20 protein-coding genes are annotated in these 20,047 nt (G+C 47.4%); 19 read left to right on the top strand and 1 reads right to left on the bottom strand.

Features of this window, described 5'->3' with window-relative positions; all coding sequences use genetic code 11:
* Window positions 1–272 precede the first annotated feature (272 nt).
* From rpsU to DW835_RS00200, 19 genes are all read left to right on the top strand, one after another.
* On the top strand, window positions 273–449 hold the full coding sequence (gene rpsU, locus DW835_RS00290; protein WP_016290398.1) for a 30S ribosomal protein S21: 177 nt from the start codon (window positions 273–275) through the stop codon (window positions 447–449).
* A 59-nt stretch (window positions 450–508) separates the two neighbouring features.
* Window positions 509–1,099, top strand: a complete 591-nt coding sequence (locus DW835_RS00285) for a putative ABC transporter permease (RefSeq protein WP_117464953.1) — start codon at window positions 509–511, stop codon at window positions 1,097–1,099.
* Between the two features lie 85 nt (window positions 1,100–1,184).
* A complete protein-coding gene (locus tag DW835_RS00280; RefSeq protein WP_118537223.1) occupies window positions 1,185–2,363 on the top strand; it encodes a D-alanyl-D-alanine carboxypeptidase family protein in 1,179 nt (392 codons plus the stop codon).
* Between the two features lie 55 nt (window positions 2,364–2,418).
* Entirely contained in the window at window positions 2,419–3,321 is a 903-nt protein-coding gene (locus DW835_RS00275; protein ID WP_022313387.1) for a metallophosphoesterase, read from the top strand.
* 12 nt (window positions 3,322–3,333) lie between these two features.
* The gene (locus DW835_RS00270; protein ID WP_022313388.1) at window positions 3,334–4,077 is read left to right on the top strand and encodes a segregation/condensation protein A; all 744 of its coding nucleotides are present in this window, start codon (window positions 3,334–3,336) and stop codon (window positions 4,075–4,077) included.
* 19 nt (window positions 4,078–4,096) lie between these two features.
* Complete coding sequence (gene scpB / locus DW835_RS00265; RefSeq protein ID WP_022313389.1) at window positions 4,097–4,666, top strand: SMC-Scp complex subunit ScpB; 570 nt, start codon at window positions 4,097–4,099, stop codon at window positions 4,664–4,666.
* A 68-nt stretch (window positions 4,667–4,734) separates the two neighbouring features.
* Window positions 4,735–6,105: a D-alanyl-D-alanine carboxypeptidase family protein gene (locus tag DW835_RS00260; RefSeq protein WP_181968601.1), complete on the top strand. Its 1,371-nt coding sequence runs from the start codon at window positions 4,735–4,737 to the stop codon at window positions 6,103–6,105.
* A gap of 214 nt (window positions 6,106–6,319) precedes the next feature.
* On the top strand, window positions 6,320–7,753 hold the full coding sequence (locus DW835_RS00255) for a carboxyl transferase domain-containing protein (protein ID WP_117464956.1): 1,434 nt from the start codon (window positions 6,320–6,322) through the stop codon (window positions 7,751–7,753).
* 17 nt (window positions 7,754–7,770) lie between these two features.
* Window positions 7,771–8,556, top strand: coding sequence for an OadG family protein (locus tag DW835_RS00250; protein ID WP_118730453.1), 786 nt, complete (start codon window positions 7,771–7,773; stop codon window positions 8,554–8,556).
* A 27-nt stretch (window positions 8,557–8,583) separates the two neighbouring features.
* Window positions 8,584–8,955: a biotin/lipoyl-containing protein gene (locus DW835_RS00245; RefSeq protein WP_118730452.1), complete on the top strand. Its 372-nt coding sequence runs from the start codon at window positions 8,584–8,586 to the stop codon at window positions 8,953–8,955.
* Between the two features lie 40 nt (window positions 8,956–8,995).
* Complete coding sequence (locus tag DW835_RS00240) at window positions 8,996–10,147, top strand: sodium ion-translocating decarboxylase subunit beta (RefSeq protein WP_117464958.1); 1,152 nt, start codon at window positions 8,996–8,998, stop codon at window positions 10,145–10,147.
* Window positions 10,148–10,262: 115 nt separating this feature from the next.
* Entirely contained in the window at window positions 10,263–11,690 is a 1,428-nt protein-coding gene (locus DW835_RS00235; protein WP_117464959.1) for an oxaloacetate decarboxylase subunit alpha, read from the top strand.
* Window positions 11,691–12,260: 570 nt separating this feature from the next.
* Window positions 12,261–12,836, top strand: a complete 576-nt coding sequence (locus DW835_RS00230; RefSeq protein WP_022312392.1) for a TetR/AcrR family transcriptional regulator — start codon at window positions 12,261–12,263, stop codon at window positions 12,834–12,836.
* A gap of 5 nt (window positions 12,837–12,841) precedes the next feature.
* Window positions 12,842–13,762: a MurR/RpiR family transcriptional regulator gene (locus DW835_RS00225; RefSeq protein WP_022312393.1), complete on the top strand. Its 921-nt coding sequence runs from the start codon at window positions 12,842–12,844 to the stop codon at window positions 13,760–13,762.
* A 31-nt stretch (window positions 13,763–13,793) separates the two neighbouring features.
* The gene (locus DW835_RS00220; protein ID WP_118537228.1) at window positions 13,794–15,047 is read left to right on the top strand and encodes an NAD(P)/FAD-dependent oxidoreductase; all 1,254 of its coding nucleotides are present in this window, start codon (window positions 13,794–13,796) and stop codon (window positions 15,045–15,047) included.
* Between the two features lie 121 nt (window positions 15,048–15,168).
* A complete protein-coding gene (gene cmk, locus DW835_RS00215; RefSeq protein WP_118537229.1) occupies window positions 15,169–15,825 on the top strand; it encodes a (d)CMP kinase in 657 nt (218 codons plus the stop codon).
* Between the two features lie 14 nt (window positions 15,826–15,839).
* Window positions 15,840–16,700 (top strand): 4-hydroxy-3-methylbut-2-enyl diphosphate reductase, encoded by an 861-nt coding sequence (ispH, locus tag DW835_RS00210; protein ID WP_117464963.1) that lies wholly within the window; start codon window positions 15,840–15,842, stop codon window positions 16,698–16,700.
* Window positions 16,681–17,829: a 30S ribosomal protein S1 gene (gene rpsA, locus DW835_RS00205; protein WP_117464964.1), complete on the top strand. Its 1,149-nt coding sequence runs from the start codon at window positions 16,681–16,683 to the stop codon at window positions 17,827–17,829. The genes ispH and rpsA overlap by 20 nt, the downstream gene beginning before the upstream one ends.
* A 24-nt stretch (window positions 17,830–17,853) precedes the next feature.
* Window positions 17,854–18,633, top strand: coding sequence for a protein-glutamate O-methyltransferase CheR (locus DW835_RS00200; RefSeq protein WP_117464965.1), 780 nt, complete (start codon window positions 17,854–17,856; stop codon window positions 18,631–18,633).
* Window positions 18,634–18,751: 118 nt separating this feature from the next.
* Here DW835_RS00200 and DW835_RS00195 read toward each other — a convergent pair whose 3' ends face one another.
* Window positions 18,752–19,858 (bottom strand): ribonuclease H-like domain-containing protein, encoded by a 1,107-nt coding sequence (locus tag DW835_RS00195; protein ID WP_022311886.1) that lies wholly within the window; start codon window positions 19,856–19,858, stop codon window positions 18,752–18,754.
* Window positions 19,859–20,047 lie beyond the last annotated feature (189 nt).

The raw sequence follows: 20,047 nt of genomic DNA, 5'->3' as shown, positions 1-20,047 counted from the left end.
AAGAACCGCAGACCCGCTTTCGCTTCGGACGCTTAACCGTAACGGTACGTAAGCGAGGAAAATACCCTCGCTAAGTACCGACGGTTGCTTAGAGTCTGCTTGTCCTTATTTTCATGCGGGCTACGGAGACTATAATATAATAAAAAATTAAAAAAGTAGTTGACGAATGTATTTTTTATGCTATAATATCAAATGTGTGTAGAACAACTGCGCATTAGAATAACCCAGTCAGTCATGTTACTTGAAGGGACTGAAGGGAGGTCGGGTGTAAGATGTCAAACGTAATCGTAAAAGAGAACGAGACTTTAGATAGCGCTTTACGTCGTTTCAAGAGAAGCTGCGCTAAGGCTGGTATCCAGCAGGAGATTCGTAAGAGAGAGCATTACGAGAAGCCTAGCGTAAAACGTAAGAAGAAGTCTGAAGCAGCAAGAAAACGTAAATATAACTAATGCAAAACAACAGTCCTCGGCGTAATCACCGGGGACTTTGTACTTATGAGGGAAACAAAATGTGGAATTATGAAATACTGGGAACAGATATCTATCATCTGTTAGCAGCGTTTGTATTGTACAGTATTCTTGGCTGGGCATTGGAATCTACCTATATGTCTTTCTGCAATCACAAGCTGACCAACCGTGGCTTCGGCAAGGGCCCTTTTTGCCCGATCTACGGTTTCGGCGGAGTGCTGGGATATCTGATTTTAAGTCCCCTGCGCGGGAAACTGGTAAAGCTGTATTTTCTTGGAGCCATTCTGGCCACCACTTTTGAATATCTGGTGGGAATCGGTATGATCCGTTTCCTCGGAGAACTCTGGTGGGATTATAACAACAAGCCCTTCAATTACCGTGGTATCATCTGCCTGGAAAGTACTGTTGCCTGGGGCTTTTATGCAATAGGAATCGTACAGTTCGTTCACGATGCCATGTATCACATTATTGACAGAGTACAGATCCAGGTGGGCATCCGTTTGATTCAGGTAATTCTGGCGATTGTAGCTGTGGATTATGTGGTCCAGCTGATCAAAGTATTTCACATCGATGTGCGCAGCAAGGGTGAAGCCCTGAAGGAACGCTGTCAGGCACTGATCACCAGACTGTAGTGTTTCGGACGGTTGGATTACAGGTATATACAAGGCCATACGACCATATCTTTTAGAAGAAAGGATAAGGGAGTGTGGCTTTTTTATGCAAAAAAACAGGAAAAGGATTTTCACATGGATCTTACTTTTTACGGTCAGCATACAGGTATTCTGGTGGGACGGGATCAGTGTATCTGCGGAGCCGGCGGCAATCGAAGCTCCCAGTGCCGTGCTTCTGGAGAGCTCTACCGGGAAAGTGATCTTTGAACAGAATGCCAGAGAGCGCAGAAGTCCCGCCAGTATTACCAAGATCATGACATTGCTATTGACATTCGAGGCATTGGATCAGGGGAAGATAAAACTGGAGGATCCGGTGACCGTCAGTGCTTACGCCAGTTCCATGGGAGGCTCCCAGGTATTCCTGGCGGAGAACGAGGTACAGACCATGGAGACCATGATCAAATGTATTGCTGTAGCTTCTGGCAACGATGCCAGTGTGGCGGTGGCAGAATACATAGCGGGGGGTGAAGAGGCTTTCGTGGATCAGATGAATCAAAAGGCGGCAGAACTGGGAATGGCGGATACACATTTCGAGGATTGTTGCGGACTGACGGATTCCGACGGACACTATACGACAGCCATGGATGTGGCCATTATGTCCAGAGAGCTTACGGTGAAATATCCCCAGGTCTTTGAATATACCGGTATCTGGATGGAAGACATCACCCATGAGACCAGACAGGGCAGCTCTACATTTACCCTGAACAGTACCAACAAGCTGTTGAAACAGTACCAGTGGGCTACGGGACTGAAGACCGGATCCACCTCCAAGGCTAAATTCTGCCTGTCTGCCACTGCCACGAAGGATGGTATTGACCTGATTGCCGTGGTCATGGGAGCCCCAGACTACAAGGCACGTTTTAAGGATGCTCAGACACTGTTAAGTTACGGTTTCAATGTCAGTGACCTGTATCTGGATGAGAATACGGATGTATTGGAGGACCTTCGGATAGAAGGTGGCGTGGAAGATACGGTACCTGTCAGATACCAGAGCGAATTCCGGTATCTGGATACGGAAGGCAATTCGCTGGACGGAGTGAAGAAAACCATAGAGTTACCGGAGGAGGCACAGGCGCCTGTCGCAAAGGGGGCAGAGGCAGGCAGAGCGGTCTATCTGTTGAACGGAGTGGAGATCGGAAGCGTTCCGATCCTGTATGAAAATGATGTGGCGAAAGCGGTATACAAGGACTACCTCTTTAAAATAATGGAATTTTATCTTTTGTAAGCCCGAAAAATATGTTATACTATAGAACATATTGGCAATTAACTGGAAATAGACCATGGGGGCAAAGAATTTGGATGTGGTGATTACCGTGATCGCAGTGATCCTGGTGGTTCTTGTATGGATAATGCTGTACGACAGCAATCGTTTTGTGGTACGGCATTATTTCCTGCGAGATCAGAGAATCAAAAAGCCTGTTAAGGCAGTGGTTCTGGCGGATCTGCACAATAAGAGATACGGAAAAGAAAATGAGCGCCTGCTGCAGGCCATTGATGAGATAAGGCCGGACATGATCCTGATCGCCGGAGATATTCTGACGGCAAAGCCGAAGGCAAGTCTGGAGACGGCGGTGGACCTGCTTACGAAGCTTGCCGGGAAATATCCGATCTACTACGGCAACGGCAATCATGAACACCGTTTGAAACTGTACCCGGAGAACTACGGAGATATGGCGGAGCGGTACGAGGAGGCCCTGCAGAAGATCGGAATCCGGAGGCTGGTGAATGAACATACCGTTCTGGAAGAATCCGGGATCTGCATTTACGGATCGGAGATCGACAAGCTGTATTACAAGCGCTTCGGGATCCAGCCCATGGATCCGGAGTATCTGAAAAGTCTGTTGGGACAACCTTCCGCAGAAAAGTATACGATCCTGATCGCCCACAATCCGGATTATTTTCCGAAATACGCGGACTGGGGAGCAGATCTGGTGCTGGCCGGCCATGTCCACGGCGGTATGGTGAGAGTCCCCATCTGGGGAAAAGGCGTGGTGTCTCCCAATGTGAGACTTTTTCCAAAATATGATGGCGGAGAGTTCACACTGGGGAAAACCAGAATGCTGCTCAGCAGAGGACTGGGAATGCATACGATTCCGATCCGGCTGTTCAATCCTGGAGAGGTCCTGGAAGTGGATCTGCTGCCGGGGGGAGAAGAGGCCGGTGGGAGCGATGAGGGGAAATAGGAGTTTTATTACATGGCAATATCTGTAAAACTGGAAGCATTTGAAGGTCCTCTGGATCTGTTGCTTCATTTGATCGAGAAAAACAAAATAGACATCTATGATATTCCTATTGTGGAGATCACGGCCCAGTATCTGGATTACATCAGGCAGATGCAACGGGAAGATATGAACGTCATGAGTGAATTCCTGGTAATGGCGGCAACACTGATCGATATCAAGTGCAAAATGCTGCTGCCCAAGGAAGTGAACGAGGACGGCGAGGAAGAGGATCCCAGAGCGGAGCTGGTACAGAAGCTGTTGGAATACAAGATGTACAAATATATGTCCTTCGAACTCAGAGACCGGCAGGTGGATGCTGCCAGAAATATGTACAGAGAACAGAGACTTCCGAAGGAAGTGGAAGCCTACAGACAGCCCATCGATTACGAAGAGCTGATCGGCGATATGAACTTGAACAAGCTTCATGAAATATTCAAATCTATTGTGAAGAAACAGGAGGACAAGATCGACCCTGTCCGCAGCCAGTATGGCAATATCGAAAAGGACGAGGTGGATATGGACATCAAGATGCTGTATGTGGAAGCTTATGCCAGAGAACATAAGACCTTCAGTTTCCGAAAGCTTCTGGAGAAGCAGAACAGCAAAATGGAGGTCATCGTTACTTTCCTGATCATTCTGGAGCTGATGAAGACCGGCAAGATCAACATCAGTCAGGAAAATATATTCGATGATATTATGATTACATCTAACGTTTAAGATACAGTGAGGTCGGAACATGGAACGCAGTAAAGCAGAAGCAGTAATAGAAGCCATCCTTTTTACCATGGGGGATTCCGTGGAGATCAGCAGACTTGCGGAAGTGATCGAAGAGGATGTGAAGACCACAAAATCCATTTTAAAAGATATGGCGGCGAGGTATGAGGAAGAGAACCGTGGCATCGGACTGACACAGTTCGACAATTCGGTACAGCTGTGTACCAAGTCGGATATGTATGAATACCTGATCAAGATCGCCAAGACTCCCCGAAAGATGACATTGACGGATACGGTTCTGGAGACCCTGTCCATCATTGCCTATAAGCAGCCGGTAACAAGACTGGAGATCGAGAGAGTCAGAGGGGTCAGCTGCGATCATGCCATCAATAAGCTGTTGGAATACGATCTGATCACGGAGTTAGGGCGGCTGGATGCTCCCGGAAGACCTCTGCTGTTCGGCACAACGGAACAGTTCCTTCGCTGCTTTGGTGTGAAGAGCCTGGAGGAACTGCCGGAACTGAACCCGGTGCAGGTGGAGGAATTCAAACAGCAGGCGGAGCAGGAAGTACAGCTCACATTAAACATATAATAGAATAGGACAAAGAATCAGCCTCATAATAATCATAGTAATAAGGGACTCTTTTGGGAGTGATGATTATGCGAGGCTTTTTTTGTGCCCTTTTCGCCGGAATTCTGTGTCTGGAAAGTATAGGCGGATTCTGTCGGCAGGGGTATGTCAGCGAGGGAATCCGGGAACAGGCTACGCACCTTTTTCATGAAACAGAGGAAAAGGAAGCCGGGCAGCTGCAGGAGGATTTACACCTGTATGCACAGGCGGCGGTGCTTCTGGATGCCGACTCCGGGCGGGTACTATATGGAAAAAATGAAGAGACTCCCATGGCAATGGCCAGCACCACCAAGATCATGACCTGCATTCTGGTGCTGGAAAATGCAAAGGTGGAGGAAGAGGTCAGTATTTCCGCCTATGCAGCCACTATGCCCAAGGTAAAGCTCTATGTGAAAAAGGGGGAGCATTATACGGTAAGAGAACTGCTGTTTTCCCTGATGCTGGAAAGCCATAATGATGCTGCTGCGGCACTGGCGGAATATATCGGCGGAAAGCTTCTGGGTGAGACGAAAGAGGCTTCGGAGCATACTACAGAAGAGAGTAAGGCAGCATTACATAGATTTGCACAGGCGATGAATGAAAAGGCGGTGGAGATCGGCTGCGAGGATACCTGGTTTATCACTCCCAACGGGCTGGATGCCACAGAGACATTGACATTACCTGACGGGAGTATTCTGGAAAAGGAGCACCATACCACAGCAAAGGATCTGGCCTGTATTTTACGGTACTGTATCAGAGAGTCTTCCCAGAGAGATCTGTTCCGGGAGATCACCCGGACACAGGAGTATTGTTTCACGGAAAACGGACGCTCCTTTCAGTGCCACAACCACAATGCCTTTTTGCAGATGATGGACGGAGCTTTTACCGGCAAGACCGGATTTACGAACAAGGCGGGGTACTGCTATGTGGGAGCACTGGAACGGGATGGAAAATGTATGATTGTGGCACTTCTGGCCTGTGGGTGGCCGAATCATAAGACCTATAAATGGAGTGACAGCAGAGAGTTGTTTGGATATGGACTGGAAAATTTTGTTTACCGGAAGTTCGGAGAGGAAGAATTTTCCGGACGGGAACAGTACCTTATGCCGATCCCGGTGACGGAGGCACAGGATGAGGAATTGACAGGAGAAGTGCAGCTGGCGGTGGAACTGGATCCGGAGGCGGAAGGAGCGGAAGGCCTGCTTATGCGCGCAGACGAGAAAGTGGAGATTCTCTACCGGAAAGAGAAAGAACTGAAGGCACCGGTAAAGGAAGGAACGACGGTGGGAGAAATCTGTTATCTGGTGGATGGCGAAATCTGGCGCAGGGAGCGGCTGTATGCTGCTTGGACAGTGGAGGCCGTGGATCTTTCCTGGTGTGGCAGACAGATCCTGAAACGTTTTCTGGTAGCATTCCCGTAGGGATTGCAGAAAAATGGAATGGAAAAAATGACGGGGAAATTGTTCAAAATGAGGTACAATATATAAAAAATGTAAAAATCTGCAATTCGTTCTTTGCGAGTTGCAGATTTTATGTTATACTACAAACTGTTAATCATGGGGGCATTTGTGCTTCTATATTAATAAACGTTTTCTATTATATTTTATTATATTATCAACGGAGGGCTGAAAACATATGAGTACTACTTCAAAAGCGAGTCAAAGAATAGCAGCTTTACTCGATGACAACAGTTTCGTTGAAATCGGCGGACTTGTAACCGCAAGAGCTACGGATTTCAATCTGAAACCCAATGAAACTCCTTCTGACGGTTGTATTACCGGCTACGGAGTGATCAATGGTAATCTTGTATATGTATATAGCCAGGACGCTTCCGTACTGAACGGAACCATCGGCGAGATGCATGCAAAGAAGATCACCAATCTCTACGATCTGGCTATGAAGACCGGAGCACCTGTGATCGGACTGATCGAATCTGCAGGTTTAAGACTGCAGGAAGCAACCGATGCACTGGCTGCATTTGGTGAGATCTATTTAAAGCAGACCATGGCTTCCGGCGTGATCCCTCAGATCACTGCTGTATTCGGAACCTGTGGCGGTGGCTTAGGACTGTTCCCTACCATGACCGATTTCACTTTCATGGAAGAGAAGAATGCCAAGCTGTTCGTAAATGCTCCTAACGCTCTGGACGGTAATGTGATCACCAAGTGTGATTCTTCTTCCGCTAAATTCCAGGCAGAAGAGAGCGGTATTGTTGACGTGGTAGCTGACGAAGCAACCATTCTGGAGAAGGTAAGAGAGCTGGTAAGCTTCCTGCCTGCCAACAACGAGGATGATGCAAGCTTCTTAGAGGATTGCACTGATGATCTGAACCGTGTAAATCCTGAGATCGCAGGCTGCGTCGGCGACACATCCGTTGCTCTGTCCATTCTGGCAGATGACAACAACTTCTTCGAGGTGAAGGCCGGATATGCTAAGAACATGGTAACCGGTTTCTTACGTCTGGATGGCGTTACCGTTGGTGCGGTAGCTAACCGTTCCGAGATCTGCGACGAAGAAGGCAAGGTAGCAGAGAAGCTGGATGCAGTTCTGACTGCAGAGGGCTGTGAGAAGGCTGCTGAGTTCGTAAACTTCTGTGATGCTTTCGGCATTCCTGTACTGACCCTGACCAATGTAAAGGGTTACGAAGCAACTCTGGCTTCCGAGAAGGCTATCGCAAAGGCTGCTGCAAAGCTGACCTACGCATTTGCCAACGCTACCGTTCCCAAGGTGAACGTTGTGATCGGCAAGGCTCTGGGAACCGCTTATGTGGTAATGAACTCCAAGGCAATCGGTGCGGATATCACCATGGCATGGCCGGATGCACAGATTGGTGCTATGGACGGCAAGCTGGCTGCCAAGATCATGTATGATGGCCAGGGCGCTGATGTGATTAATGAAAAGGCTGCTGAGTACGAAGCACTTACTCTGAATGTAACCAGCGCAGCCAAGAGAGGATATGTGGACCAGATCGTAAATGCTGCTGATACCAGAAAATATGTGATCGGCGCATTCGAGATGCTATTCACCAAGAGTGAAGACCGTCCTGCCAAGAAACACGGAACTGTATAAGAAAGGGTGATTGTAAAATGAAGAAATTTTTAAGCTTAGTATGTATGATTACCTGCATCTTTGGTTTGACCGCGTGCGGCAGTGAGGAGACCTATACGGATTATGAGCAGCGCAAGATGGACACTGCAATCCAGATAGCTACCCAGTATGTGATTCCTTCTCTGGAGAATTTTGAAGACGAAGCTGCACTGGAGAGCTTCTCTGAGTATACCGCTGATGAAGTGGCATATATGGTACAGGAAAATGTAGGTATCACCGTTGATGGTTATGCATATAAAACTGCTATCGAGTCCTTCAACTCCGCTAAAAAGTCCATTGGCGGCATTACCGCAGTCGGTGATGCAGAAGCTGCCATCGATGATGATCAGATCATTGTACATGTAGATGTGACCGGTGCCAAACAGAATGCACAGGCAGAAGTAATCTTCACCAACGATATGTTCCTGAGCATGGAGTCTGCAGCGCTGAACCCCGTGGAGTCCATGGGTGGCCTGATGACCAAAGCTGCGCTGAACACTCTGATCGGTATGGGAACTGTATTCGTAATGCTGATCATGATCTCACTGATCATTTCCCTGTTCAACTTCATTCCGAAGATCCAGGCTGCATTCAGCAAGAAGGATAAGGAGGAAGAAGCAAAGAACGCAGGTATTGATAAGGCTGTAACTCAGATCGCTGCACAGGAAGAACCCGAGGCAGATGACACTGAGCTGGTCGCTGTTATTGCAGCTGCAATCGCAGCAAGCGAAGGTGCGGCAAGCACTGACGGATTTGTAGTTCGTTCTATCCGCAAAGTAAGATAATCGTAAAAACGTTAGGAGGATATTAAAATGAAAAATTATACCATTACCGTAAATGGCAACGTATATGATGTAGTAGTAGAAGAGGGTGCATCTAACGGAGCACCCGTAGCAGCAAAGGCTCCCGCAGCTCCCAAGGCAGCACCCAAGGCTCCCGCAGCAGCTCCCAAGGCAAGCGGCGCAGCAGGCAGCATCAAGGTTGAGGCCGGTGCAGCTGGTAAAATCTTCAAGTTAGAGGCAAGTGTTGGACAGGCTGTTAAGAAGGGTGATGCTGTCATCATTCTGGAAGCTATGAAGATGGAGATCCCTGTAGTAGCTCCCGAAGACGGCACTGTAGCAAGCATTGACGTTGCAGTTGGTGATACTGTTGAGGCTGGTGCAGTTCTGGCAACTCTGAACTAGGCATTTTACATCAGCTCTATAAACAACAGGAGGTCATCAAATGGAATATATAGCTAGTACGCTTAACAACCTGATTCATCAGACAGCGTTTTTTAACCTGACCTGGGGAAACTATGTCATGATTCTGGTTGCATGCTTTTTCCTTTATTTAGCTATCCGTCATGAGTTCGAGCCTTTGCTCTTACTCCCGATAGCGTTCGGTATGCTGTTGGTAAACATTTATCCCGATATCATGCTGCACCCTGAAAATGCAGCAAACGGTGCCGGCGGCTTACTGTATTATTTCTACAAGCTGGATGAACTGGCAATCCTGCCTTCCCTGATCTTCATGGGTGTAGGTGCCATGACAGACTTTGGTCCTCTGATTGCGAACCCCAAGAGCTTCCTTCTGGGAGCTGCTGCGCAGTTTGGTATCTTCGCAGCATACTTCGGAGCAATCTGGCTGGGATTCAACGACAAGGCAGCTGCTGCAATCTCCATCATCGGTGGTGCTGACGGCCCTACCTCCATCTTCCTTGCTGGTAAGCTGGGACAGACGGCGATCCTGGGACCTATCGCAGTGGCAGCATATTCCTACATGTCACTGGTTCCCATTATCCAGCCCCCTATTATGAAGCTTCTCACTACTGAGAAAGAGAGAAAGATCAAGATGGGTCAGCTTCGTCCCGTATCCAAGCTGGAGAAGATCCTGTTCCCCATCGTTGTTACCATCGTTGTATGTCTGATCCTTCCCACCACAGCTCCTCTGGTAGGTATGCTGATGCTGGGTAACCTGTTCCGTGAGTCCGGTGTTGTTCGTCAGCTGACTGAGACAGCATCCAATGCTCTGATGTACATCGTAGTTATTCTGCTGGGTACTTCCGTAGGTGCTACCACCAGTGCAGAAGCATTCCTGAATGCAGATACCTTGAAGATCGTAGCTCTGGGTCTGATCGCATTCATGTTCGGTACCGCCGCAGGTGTTCTGTTTGGTAAACTGATGTGTGTATTTTCCGGTGGCAAGATCAATCCTTTGATCGGTTCCGCAGGTGTATCCGCAGTTCCTATGGCAGCACGTGTATCCCAGAAGGTTGGTGCAGAATCCGATCCTACCAACTTCCTGCTCATGCATGCTATGGGGCCTAACGTAGCAGGCGTTATCGGTACTGCCGTAGCAGCCGGTACATTCATGGCTATCTTCGGTGTATTTTAAAGCGAATGCCCAAGATGTATTTCGCGCAAAGCGCGATGAAATAAGTCCGAAGGACTTAGAATAACGCATCGCGTCATACTAACTATAGAAAATATTATTATGGAGGATATTCGTAATGTCAGAAATTGAAAAGAAACCGATTAAGATTACGGAAACTGTTTTACGTGATGCACATCAGTCTCTGATCGCTACCAGAATGCCGACCGAATTCATGCTTCCCATCGTAGATAAGATGGATAAAGTTGGTTATCATTCCGTAGAGTGCTGGGGCGGTGCTACCTTTGATGCATCCCTTCGTTTCCTGAAGGAAGATCCCTGGGACAGACTGAGAAAGCTGCGTGACGGCTTCAAAAACACCAAGTTACAGATGCTGTTCCGTGGACAGAATATTCTGGGTTACAGACCTTATGCAGATGACGTGGTAGATTACTTCGTACAGAAGTCCATCTCCAACGGTATTGATATCATTCGTATTTTCGACTGTCTGAACGACCTGCGCAACTTACAGGAAGCGGTAAATGCTACCAACAAGTTCAAGGCACAGGAAGGCAGAGGTGAAGCACAGGTTGCTCTGGCTTACACTCTGGGTGATGCTTACACTCTGGAGTACTGGACCAGCATGGCCAAGAAGATCGAAGAGATGGGTGCAGATTCCATCTGTATCAAGGATATGGCCGGTCTGTTAGTACCTTACAAGGCTGCTGAACTGATCAAGGCGATGAAGGAAGTTACCAAGCTTCCCATCCAGTTGCATACTCACTATACTTCCGGTGTTGCAAGCATGACCTACCTGAAGGCAGTAGAGGCCGGTGTTGATGTGATCGATACCGCTATGAGCCCCTTTGCTATGGGTACTTCACAGCCTGCTACCGAGGTTATGGTTGAGACCTTCAAGGGAACCCCTTACGATACCGGTCTGGATCAGAACCTGTTAGCTGAGATCGCTGACTACTTCAGACCTTACAGAGATGAGTGCCTGGCTAACGGCCTGCTGAATCCCAAGGTTATGGGTGTTGATATCAAGACTCTGCTGTATCAGGTACCCGGCGGTATGCTTTCCAACATGGTTAGCCAGCTGAAGGAGCAGAATGCAGAAGACAGATACTACGATGTGCTGAAGGAGATCCCCAAGGTTCGTAAGGATCTGGGTGAGCCCCCTCTGGTTACCCCTTCTTCTCAGATCGTTGGTACTCAGGCAGTCTTCAACGTACTGCTTGGTGAGCGTTACAAGATGGCTACCAAGGAGACCAAGGCAGTTCTTCGTGGTGAGTACGGTCAGACCGTTAAGCCCATGAGCCAGGAAGTTATCGACAAGGTTATCCCCGGTGAGGAGAGAATTACCTGCCGTTACGCTGATCTGCTCGACAATGAGATGGATAAGCTGGAAGGCGAAATGAAGGAATGGAAACAGCAGGATGAGGACGTTCTGAGCTACGCTCTGTTCCCTCAGGTTGCTACCGACTTCTTCAAGTATCGTCAGGCACAGCAGGAAAAGGTTGATATGACCCAGGCTGACACCAAGAACGGTGCATACCCTGTCTAAATAATTCGTCAATAAAAAGGTCGCACGACTGCTCGCAGTCAGTGCGGCTTTTTTATTAGACGAACAAAACCACATGAGCAAGTAGGGCGATAGCCCGGATTGCGAATGTGGTTGCGACTTCGAGAGCGCGAAGCGCGGAGAAGCCGTTATTTAGACATGTCCCCGGTCGAACCGGGGCGATAGCCCGGATTGCGAATGAGTTTGCGGCTTCGAGAGCGCGAAGCGCGGAGAAGCCGTTATTTAGACATGTCCCCGGTCGAACCGGGGCGATAGCCCGGATTGCGAATGAGTTTGCGGCTTCGAGAGCGCGAAGCGCGGAGAAGCCGTTATTTAGACATGTCCCCGGTCGAACCGGGGCGATAGCCCGGATTGCGAATGAGTTTGCGGCTTCGAGAGCGCGAAGCGCGGAGAAGCCGTTATTTAGACATGCCCTTGGTCAGCCCCCAGTCAGCCCAATATGCGAATGAGTTTATTTACATATTGACAAACTACCTCTTCACCCACTAAAATAACAAGTGTTATAGAAGAATACGTCGTTTGCTGTATTCGAACAGCGGAATGAGAGGGATTATGGCTCGTAAAGAGATGATCACAATTGATAAAATCCTGGATACGGCATTTGCCATGACAAGGGAAGAGGGATTTGCCAATGTGACAGCCAGAAGGGTAGCGGCGAAAGCAGGGTGCTCTACACAGCCTATTTTCAGAGTATATAAGAATATGGAAGAACTGTGGGATGCGGTCTATGAGAGAGCTGCAGCTTATTTTCTGGATTATTACAGCTTGTATCCCCGTACCGGCAAGACACCTTTCGCCAATCTGGGCATGGCTTACATAGCTTTTGCTAGAGAAGAGAGACACCTGTTCGAGCTTCTGTTTGTATCGGATAACCAGGATGGCAAACATAAGAAAAAGAGTATGTATGAGATCTTGAATGGTGATGCCGGAAACGTGGTCTACGAGATCAACCTGGCCAGAGTGGCGGGCTGCCCGGATCCCGGTGATCTGTTCATGAAAATGTGGATTTTCATTCACGGAGCTGCCTGCATGTCTCTGACCGGAGATTATGATCTGACAGACTTACAGACAATGCAGCTATTAGAGCATTCCTATTACGCTTTTTACAATGAGACAACGCGAGGTTAAGAACCGTGGCAGAATATGATGTTTTTACCCGAATCAACGAACATTATGCAAAAATGAGCAAAGGCCACAAAGCCATTGCGGATTACATATCGGAACATTACGATCAGGCAGTATTTATGACCGCAGCAAAGCTGGGTGAGACATTGGGAATCAGTGAATCTACCGTAGTGCGTTTTGCAGCGGGAATCGGTTATGACGGTTATCCGAAATTCCAGAAGGCACTGGAAAGCTGCGTGCAGGGAAAGCTCAACGGCATTCAGAAAATGGATGCCAAATACGGCAGAAGCTCCCAGTCGGAGATCCTGACCTCCGTACTCAGCGCAGATATCGAAAAGATCCAGGATACCATAGACAATCTGGATCCGGCGGCCTTTGAATCCGCCGTTGCCACGATTCTGGAGGCGGAGACCATTTATATCATGGGACTTCGCAGCAATGAGCCACTGGCAGCGTTTCTGCATTTTTACCTGAATATGATCCGTGGCAAAGTCTTTTTACTGAATACCACCAGTGTCAGTGAGACTTTTGAACAGATGATCCATATTGGCCCGAAGGACTGCTTCATCGGTATCAGTTTTCCCAGATACTCCATGCGGACGTTAAAGGCCATGGAGTTTGCCAATGACCGGAATGCCAAGGTGATCGCCATTACCGACAGCATCCATTCCCCCATGAATCTGTATTCTTCCTGCAATCTGCTGGCCAGAAGCGACATGGTGTCGGTGGTGGATTCTCTGGTGGCACCTTTAAGCGTGATCAATGCGCTGGTAGTGGCATTGTGCCTGAAATGTCCGGAGCAGGTGCGTAAAAATCTGGAGACACTGGAAGAGACCTGGAATAATTATCAGGTATATCTGAATGATGAGATCGACTTTATAGATGATGAACCGATGCTGGACTATTCCCTGCGGCGCAAGGAAAAATGATGGACGGACAGATCGGCAAAAGAGGATAGAAATGAGTAAGGTGATTGTGATCGGTGGCGGTGCTGCCGGCATGATGGCTGCCATTGCGGCAGCGCAAAAAGGGCATAAGGTAATACTTCTGGAAAAGAACGAAAAGCTGGGGAAAAAACTGTTCATCACTGGAAAAGGCCGTTGCAATGTGACAAACGCGGCGGACATGGATGTCTTATTTCAGAATATTTGTACCAATGAAAAGTTTCTGTACAGTGCTTTTTACGGCTTTGACAATACACGGGTATGCGATCTGCTGGAGCAGGCAGGCTGCCCGTTGAAAACGGAGCGGGGAGACCGGGTATTTCCGGTATCCGATCATTCTTCGGACGTGATCGCCGCCCTCCAGAGAGAACTTCGCAAATATCAGGTGGATGTTCATCTGCATACCGAGGTGAAAAAGATCCTAACGAAGGAAACGGATGGCAATCCTGTTTTCTGTGGCGTGGAATGTGCAGACCATGAGAAAATCGCGGCGGATGACTGCATTGTCTGTACTGGAGGCTGTTCCTATGCCAGCACCGGATCCACGGGGGACGGGTATCGTTTCGCGGAAGAGACAGGGCATAAGGTGACGGAGAGGAAACCGGCATTGGTGCCTTTGGAGATCCGGGAAAACTGGTGCAGGGAACTGATGGGCCTTTCCTTAAAAAATGTGGAGATCCGGATGCAGTGCGGGAAAAAGACCTGGTATGAAGGGTTCGGCGAGATGCTGTTTACCCATTTTGGCGTCAGCGGCCCCCTGATCCTGTCAGCCAGCAGTTTTTATTCAAAAAATTTTTCGAAGCGTAAAGGCAGCGATGAGGTAAAGCTTTTCTTAGATCTGAAACCTGCGTTGACACCGGAACAGCTGGACAAGCGTTTACTTCGGGATTTTGAGGAAGCAAAGAACAAACAATTTAAAAATGCGCTGGACCACCTGTTCCCTGCAAAGCTGATTCCTGTTATGATAGAGTTGTCCGACATTTCCCCGGAGAAGAAAGTGAACGAGATCAGCCGGGAAGAGAGAAAAGCTTTCGGCTCATTGATCAAGGAACTACCCATGACGGTGACGGGGACGAGATCTTTTGCGGAAGCAATCATCACTCAGGGGGGAATCTCGGTAAAGGATATCAATCCTTCCACCATGGAATCCAAACGTGTACGGCATTTGTATTTTGCAGGGGAAGTATTGGATCTGGATGCCATGACCGGGGGCTTTAATTTGCAGATCGCCTGGTCTACGGGACATCTGGCGGGGGACAGCATACAATAAATTCGCGCACAAAAAAGTCCGGAGAGAGATTTTACGAATGAAAACCGGAAGATTTGTGAAAAAATAATAATTAATAGAAATCAATTATAATTAATAGAAATAAAGAAAAGAGGACTAGACTATGAGTTTTAATGTAGCAATCGACGGCCCGGCAGGTGCCGGAAAAAGTACCATTGCAAGAGCTGTGGCAAAGAAAAAAGGATTTATCTATGTGGACACCGGAGCAATGTATCGTGCCATGGCACTGTTTATGTTAAGAGAGGGCGTGGAACCCACGGATGCAGCGACCATCGCCGATAAATGCAAGGAGGCGGATATCACCATTCAGTATGTGGACGGTGAGCAGGTCGTTTTATTAAACGGAGAGAATGTTAATGCTTATCTGCGTACCGAAGAAGTCGGCAATATGGCATCCAATACCAGTGCACAACCCGCAGTACGCACCAAGCTGGTAGAACTTCAGCAGGCACTTGCAGCTAAAAGCGATGTGATCATGGACGGCCGTGACATCGGTACAGTGGTTCTTCCGAATGCTCAGGTGAAGATCTATCTGACCGCCAGCAGTATGGTGAGAGCCAGGAGAAGATATGATGAACTGACCGCCAAGGGAGAGACCTGTGATCTGGAGAAGATCCGTCAGGATATCGAAGACAGAGACTATAGAGATATGCACAGAGAGACTTCTCCGTTAAAACAGGCGGACGATGCGGTGCTGGTGGATACTTCCGATATGACGATCGAGCAGGTCATCGACCGGATCGTGGAACTGATCGGTTAAACAGGAGATCTGATATGGAAGTAAGACTGGCAGACTGCGCGGGCTTTTGCTTCGGCGTAAAGCGTGCTGTAGATACTGTGTATGAACAATTAAAAAACGGGAAGACTATCTATACCTATGGTCCCATCGTGCATAACGAGGAAGTGGTCCGGGAACTGGCGGAAAAAGGAGTAAGAGTTCTGGAAAGCAAAGAAGAACTAAAAAGCCTGAAAGCCGGGGAGAATATTCCCACTGTGATCATTCGTGCCCACGGAGTGGCAAAAGAAATCTATGATATCATGGAAGCGAATGGTCTGGAGTGCATTGATGCCACCTGCCCCTTTGTGAAAAAGATCCATCGTATCGTGGAACAAAAAAGCACAGAAGGGTATCATGTGATCGTCGTGGGGGACCCGAAACATCCGGAAGTAGAGGGTATCGTCGGCTGGTGTCAGGGCCCGGTAACCGTTCTGGAAACTCCCGAACAGGCAGAAAATTTTGTGAAAACAGAAGGCGAAAAGCTTTGTATTGTGTCTCAGACGACATATAACTACAATAAATTTCAATATATAGTTGAAATTTTTGAAAAAAAAGGTTACAATGATAGTGTTGTGAACACTATCTGTAATGCTACAGAAGAGCGACAGCGATCGGCAAAGGCCATTGCAGCGGAAGCTGACGTTATGATTGTAATAGGAGGGAAGCACAGTTCTAATAGCAGAAAACTTTACGAAATCTGCCAAAGGGAATGTGTGCACACCTATTTTATACAGACACTGGATGACTTGCATTTAGATCTACCTAAAGCTGTTCGACTAGTGGGTATTACCGCGGGGGCTTCCACCCCAAATAAATTAATTGAGGAGGTTCAAAATTATGTCAGAATTAACTTTTGAACAAATGCTGGAAGAATCATTAAAGACAATACATGCAGGAGAGGTAGTCGAAGGTACAGTCATCGATGTGAAACCGGAAGAGATCATTCTGAACATCGGATACAAATCTGACGGTATTCTTACCAAGAACGAATACACCAACGACTCCAGCGTGGATCTTACCACGGTTGCCAAGGTTGGTGACACCATGGAAGTCAAGGTTCTGAAAGTAAATGACGGTGAGGGTCAGGTTCTCCTTACCTACAAGCGTCTTGCTGCAGACAGAGGCAACAAGAGAATTGAAGAAGCATTTAACAATCACGAGGTACTTAAGGCAACCGTATCCCAGGTACTGGACGGTGGTTTAAGTGTGATCGTGGACGAAGTAAGAATCTTCATCCCCGCAAGCCTGGTATCCGATACTTATGAGAAGGATCTGACCAAGTATGCAGGACAGGAGATTGAATTCGTGATCAGCGAGTACAATCCCAAGAGAAGAAGATACATTGGTGACCGCAAACAGCTGATCGTAGCCAAGAAGGCTGAGCTGCAGAAGGAACTCTTTGAGAAGATCAAAGAAGGTGATATCGTAGAAGGTGTTGTTAAGAACGTAACTGATTTCGGCGCATTTATCGATCTTGGCGGCGCAGACGGACTGCTTCACATCTCCGAGATGTCTTGGGGCAGAGTCGAGCATCCCAAGAAGGTATTCAAGGTTGGCGATAAGCTGAAAGTCCTGATCAAAGAGATCAACGGCAATAAGATTGCACTGTCCCTGAAGTTCGACGACGCTAACCCCTGGAAGAATGCAGCAGAGAAGTATGCAGTTGGCAATGTAGTAACCGGTAAGGTTGCAAGAATGACCGACTTTGGCGCTTTCGTAGAATTAGAGCCCGGTGTAGATGCTCTGCTTCATGTATCCCAGATCGCAAAGGAGCACATTGAGAAACCTTCCGATGTACTGAGCGTTGGCGATGAAGTTACAGCTAAGGTTGTAGATTTCAATGAGGCTGATCACAAGATTTCCCTGAGCGTTAAAGCTCTGACAGCTCCAGAACCCGTTGAGGCAGAGGAAGAGTCCGATGCAGATGTTGTATCTGTAGATATTGACGCTGTTATCGCTGCAGAGGCTGAGAACTCTGAGAAATAATCAACCGTTAGGTGGTAGATATTCATGATATATGATTATGAGTATTTTAAAAAGGAGATTTATTCTCTGACTACGATCGATCTGAATGCTTACAAAGAGAAGCAGATGAAACGGCGTATCGATACTCTGATCGCCAAGCATAAGATCGTAGGTTATGACAAGTATGTACAGGCACTGAAGACGGATAAAGTACTTTTTGAGGAATTTGTAGGATACATTACTATCAATGTTTCAGAATTCTACCGTAATCCTGAACAGTGGAAATATCTGGAAGAGACCGTGATCCCGGAACTGATTCAACGCTTCGGCAAGAACCTGAAGGTTTGGAGTGCGGCATGTTCCACGGGAGATGAGCCTTACTCTCTTGTAATGGCTCTGTCACGGCACATTCCGTTACAGCAGATTCGTATCTATGCTACAGATCTGGACAAACAGGTTATCGCAAAGGCAAAGACCGGCCTGTATGGAGAAAAGAGCATAGAAGGCGTGCCGGAGGATCTGAAGAAGAAATACTTCACGAAGATTGGTCCTTCTTACAAGATTGCAGATGAGATCAAGGCAAGAGTGGATTTTCACCAGCACAATTTACTGAAGGATACTTATCCTACCGACTGTAATCTGATCGTGTGCAGAAATGTATTGATTTACTTTACAGAAGAAGCAAAGGATGAAGTATTCCGGAAGTATTACCAGTCACTGGCCAAGGGTGGTATGCTGTTTATCGGAAGTACCGAACAGATCATGAATTATCGCGAAATCGGATTTGACAGAAAGAGTTCTTTCTATTATGTGAAACCGATGTAGTGAGTACAGAAATGACAAAATAAGAAAGAGGAAAGCAGTTTTGCTTTCCTCTTTTTGTGCTTTCTGTGCTATAAGTGCTATAAGTACATCTAAGGGACGATGTCTCATTTCGTTCCGGTTAGTAAGTAGATGCGATCATGGACAAAACATGATTGGCATACTGTGTAAATCCTTCTCTGTTTTTCTTCATTTCATCCGTCAACTCGAAGAATAATTCCTTGCTCTTATAATCTCTCTTGAAGAATGGCGTGAACAGAATCTCCCATTGGGGAAGATAGCAGGAGAATTTCCGGGTGTAACAGTTCGCTGCGGAGGCCTGGAGCCTGTGCTCTTTGTCCACGAAACCGGCTACAGATTTGTGCAATGCCACATCTTCCGTAGGAAGATAGTAATAGTCCTTGTAGTTGGAATAGAAATATTTTAATTCTTCCTCGTAAATGGGAACCTTTAAAGTAGCCGATTCTCCTTCTCCACGGAAATAGCAGTTGGCCGCAGAAGCGGTTACCAGTCTGGGCAGGGAAGTGGGAATCTGCAGGGTGATCAACAGTTCCTTGCGTTGTGCGCCACTGACATCTTTGTAATAGTTGGCCTGTACTTTTCTGGCTTTCACACAATTCTCGTTGAACAGATCATAGTAGGCCAGAATCGGAAGAACTTCCAACATTCCCTTCAGGTCGTCCGCATTATGCAAAAACAATGCTTTTTCTGTGAATTCCGAAGGATTTTTTACATAATCATGGTATAGACCAATGAGTTCTCCGCCGGAGAAAACATCGGTCCGGGCAATTCCGAGATACTGCTCCAAAGTTTTCTGCTTACAGTTCGGCAGCTTTAGGAAGAATTTATAAGGGGAGATCCGGCGGTAAATGTCGATACCCTGAAATCCGTCAAAGGAGAACGGAAGCTTTAACTGCGCACATTTCTGGGTGATAAAGGGAAGGTCAAAATTATTGCCGTTGAAATGTACCAGATAGCGGTAGTCTCTTGCAAAATCAAAGAAAGCAGTGAGAATATCCCCTTCCTGGGAATAGTCATCCGCCATCCACTGGATGGTCCGCCATTTGCCGGCCTGATAGTAGGCACAGCCAATCATATATAAATAAGAAGTACGGGAAGTGAATCCCGTGGTCTCAATATCGAGAAAAAGGATTTGTTCCAGAGGCGCCAGCTTATCCAAGGGATAGGAGATCGCGAAATCCTCCAGAGTCTCTTCTGATTTTTTCATGTATGACCTCTTTCTGCCGTGTGGGCAAGTTAATAAACGCTTTCTTCGTTCTTCGAACTCTCGAAAGCGTAACAAACATGCGTAATCCGGGCTATCGCCCTACTTACTTATGTTTGCTTATTCACCTCATAGAAAACCTGTGCTGCCTGCAAGCAGTCACACAGACTTTCTATGGGTGAATTTATTTTA

The sequence above is a fragment of the Clostridium sp. AM34-9AC genome, from assembly GCF_003480225.1.
Classification (GTDB): Bacteria; Bacillota; Clostridia; order Lachnospirales; family Lachnospiraceae; genus Acetatifactor; species Acetatifactor acetigignens.
This window is presented reverse-complemented; position numbering and strand designations above follow the sequence as displayed.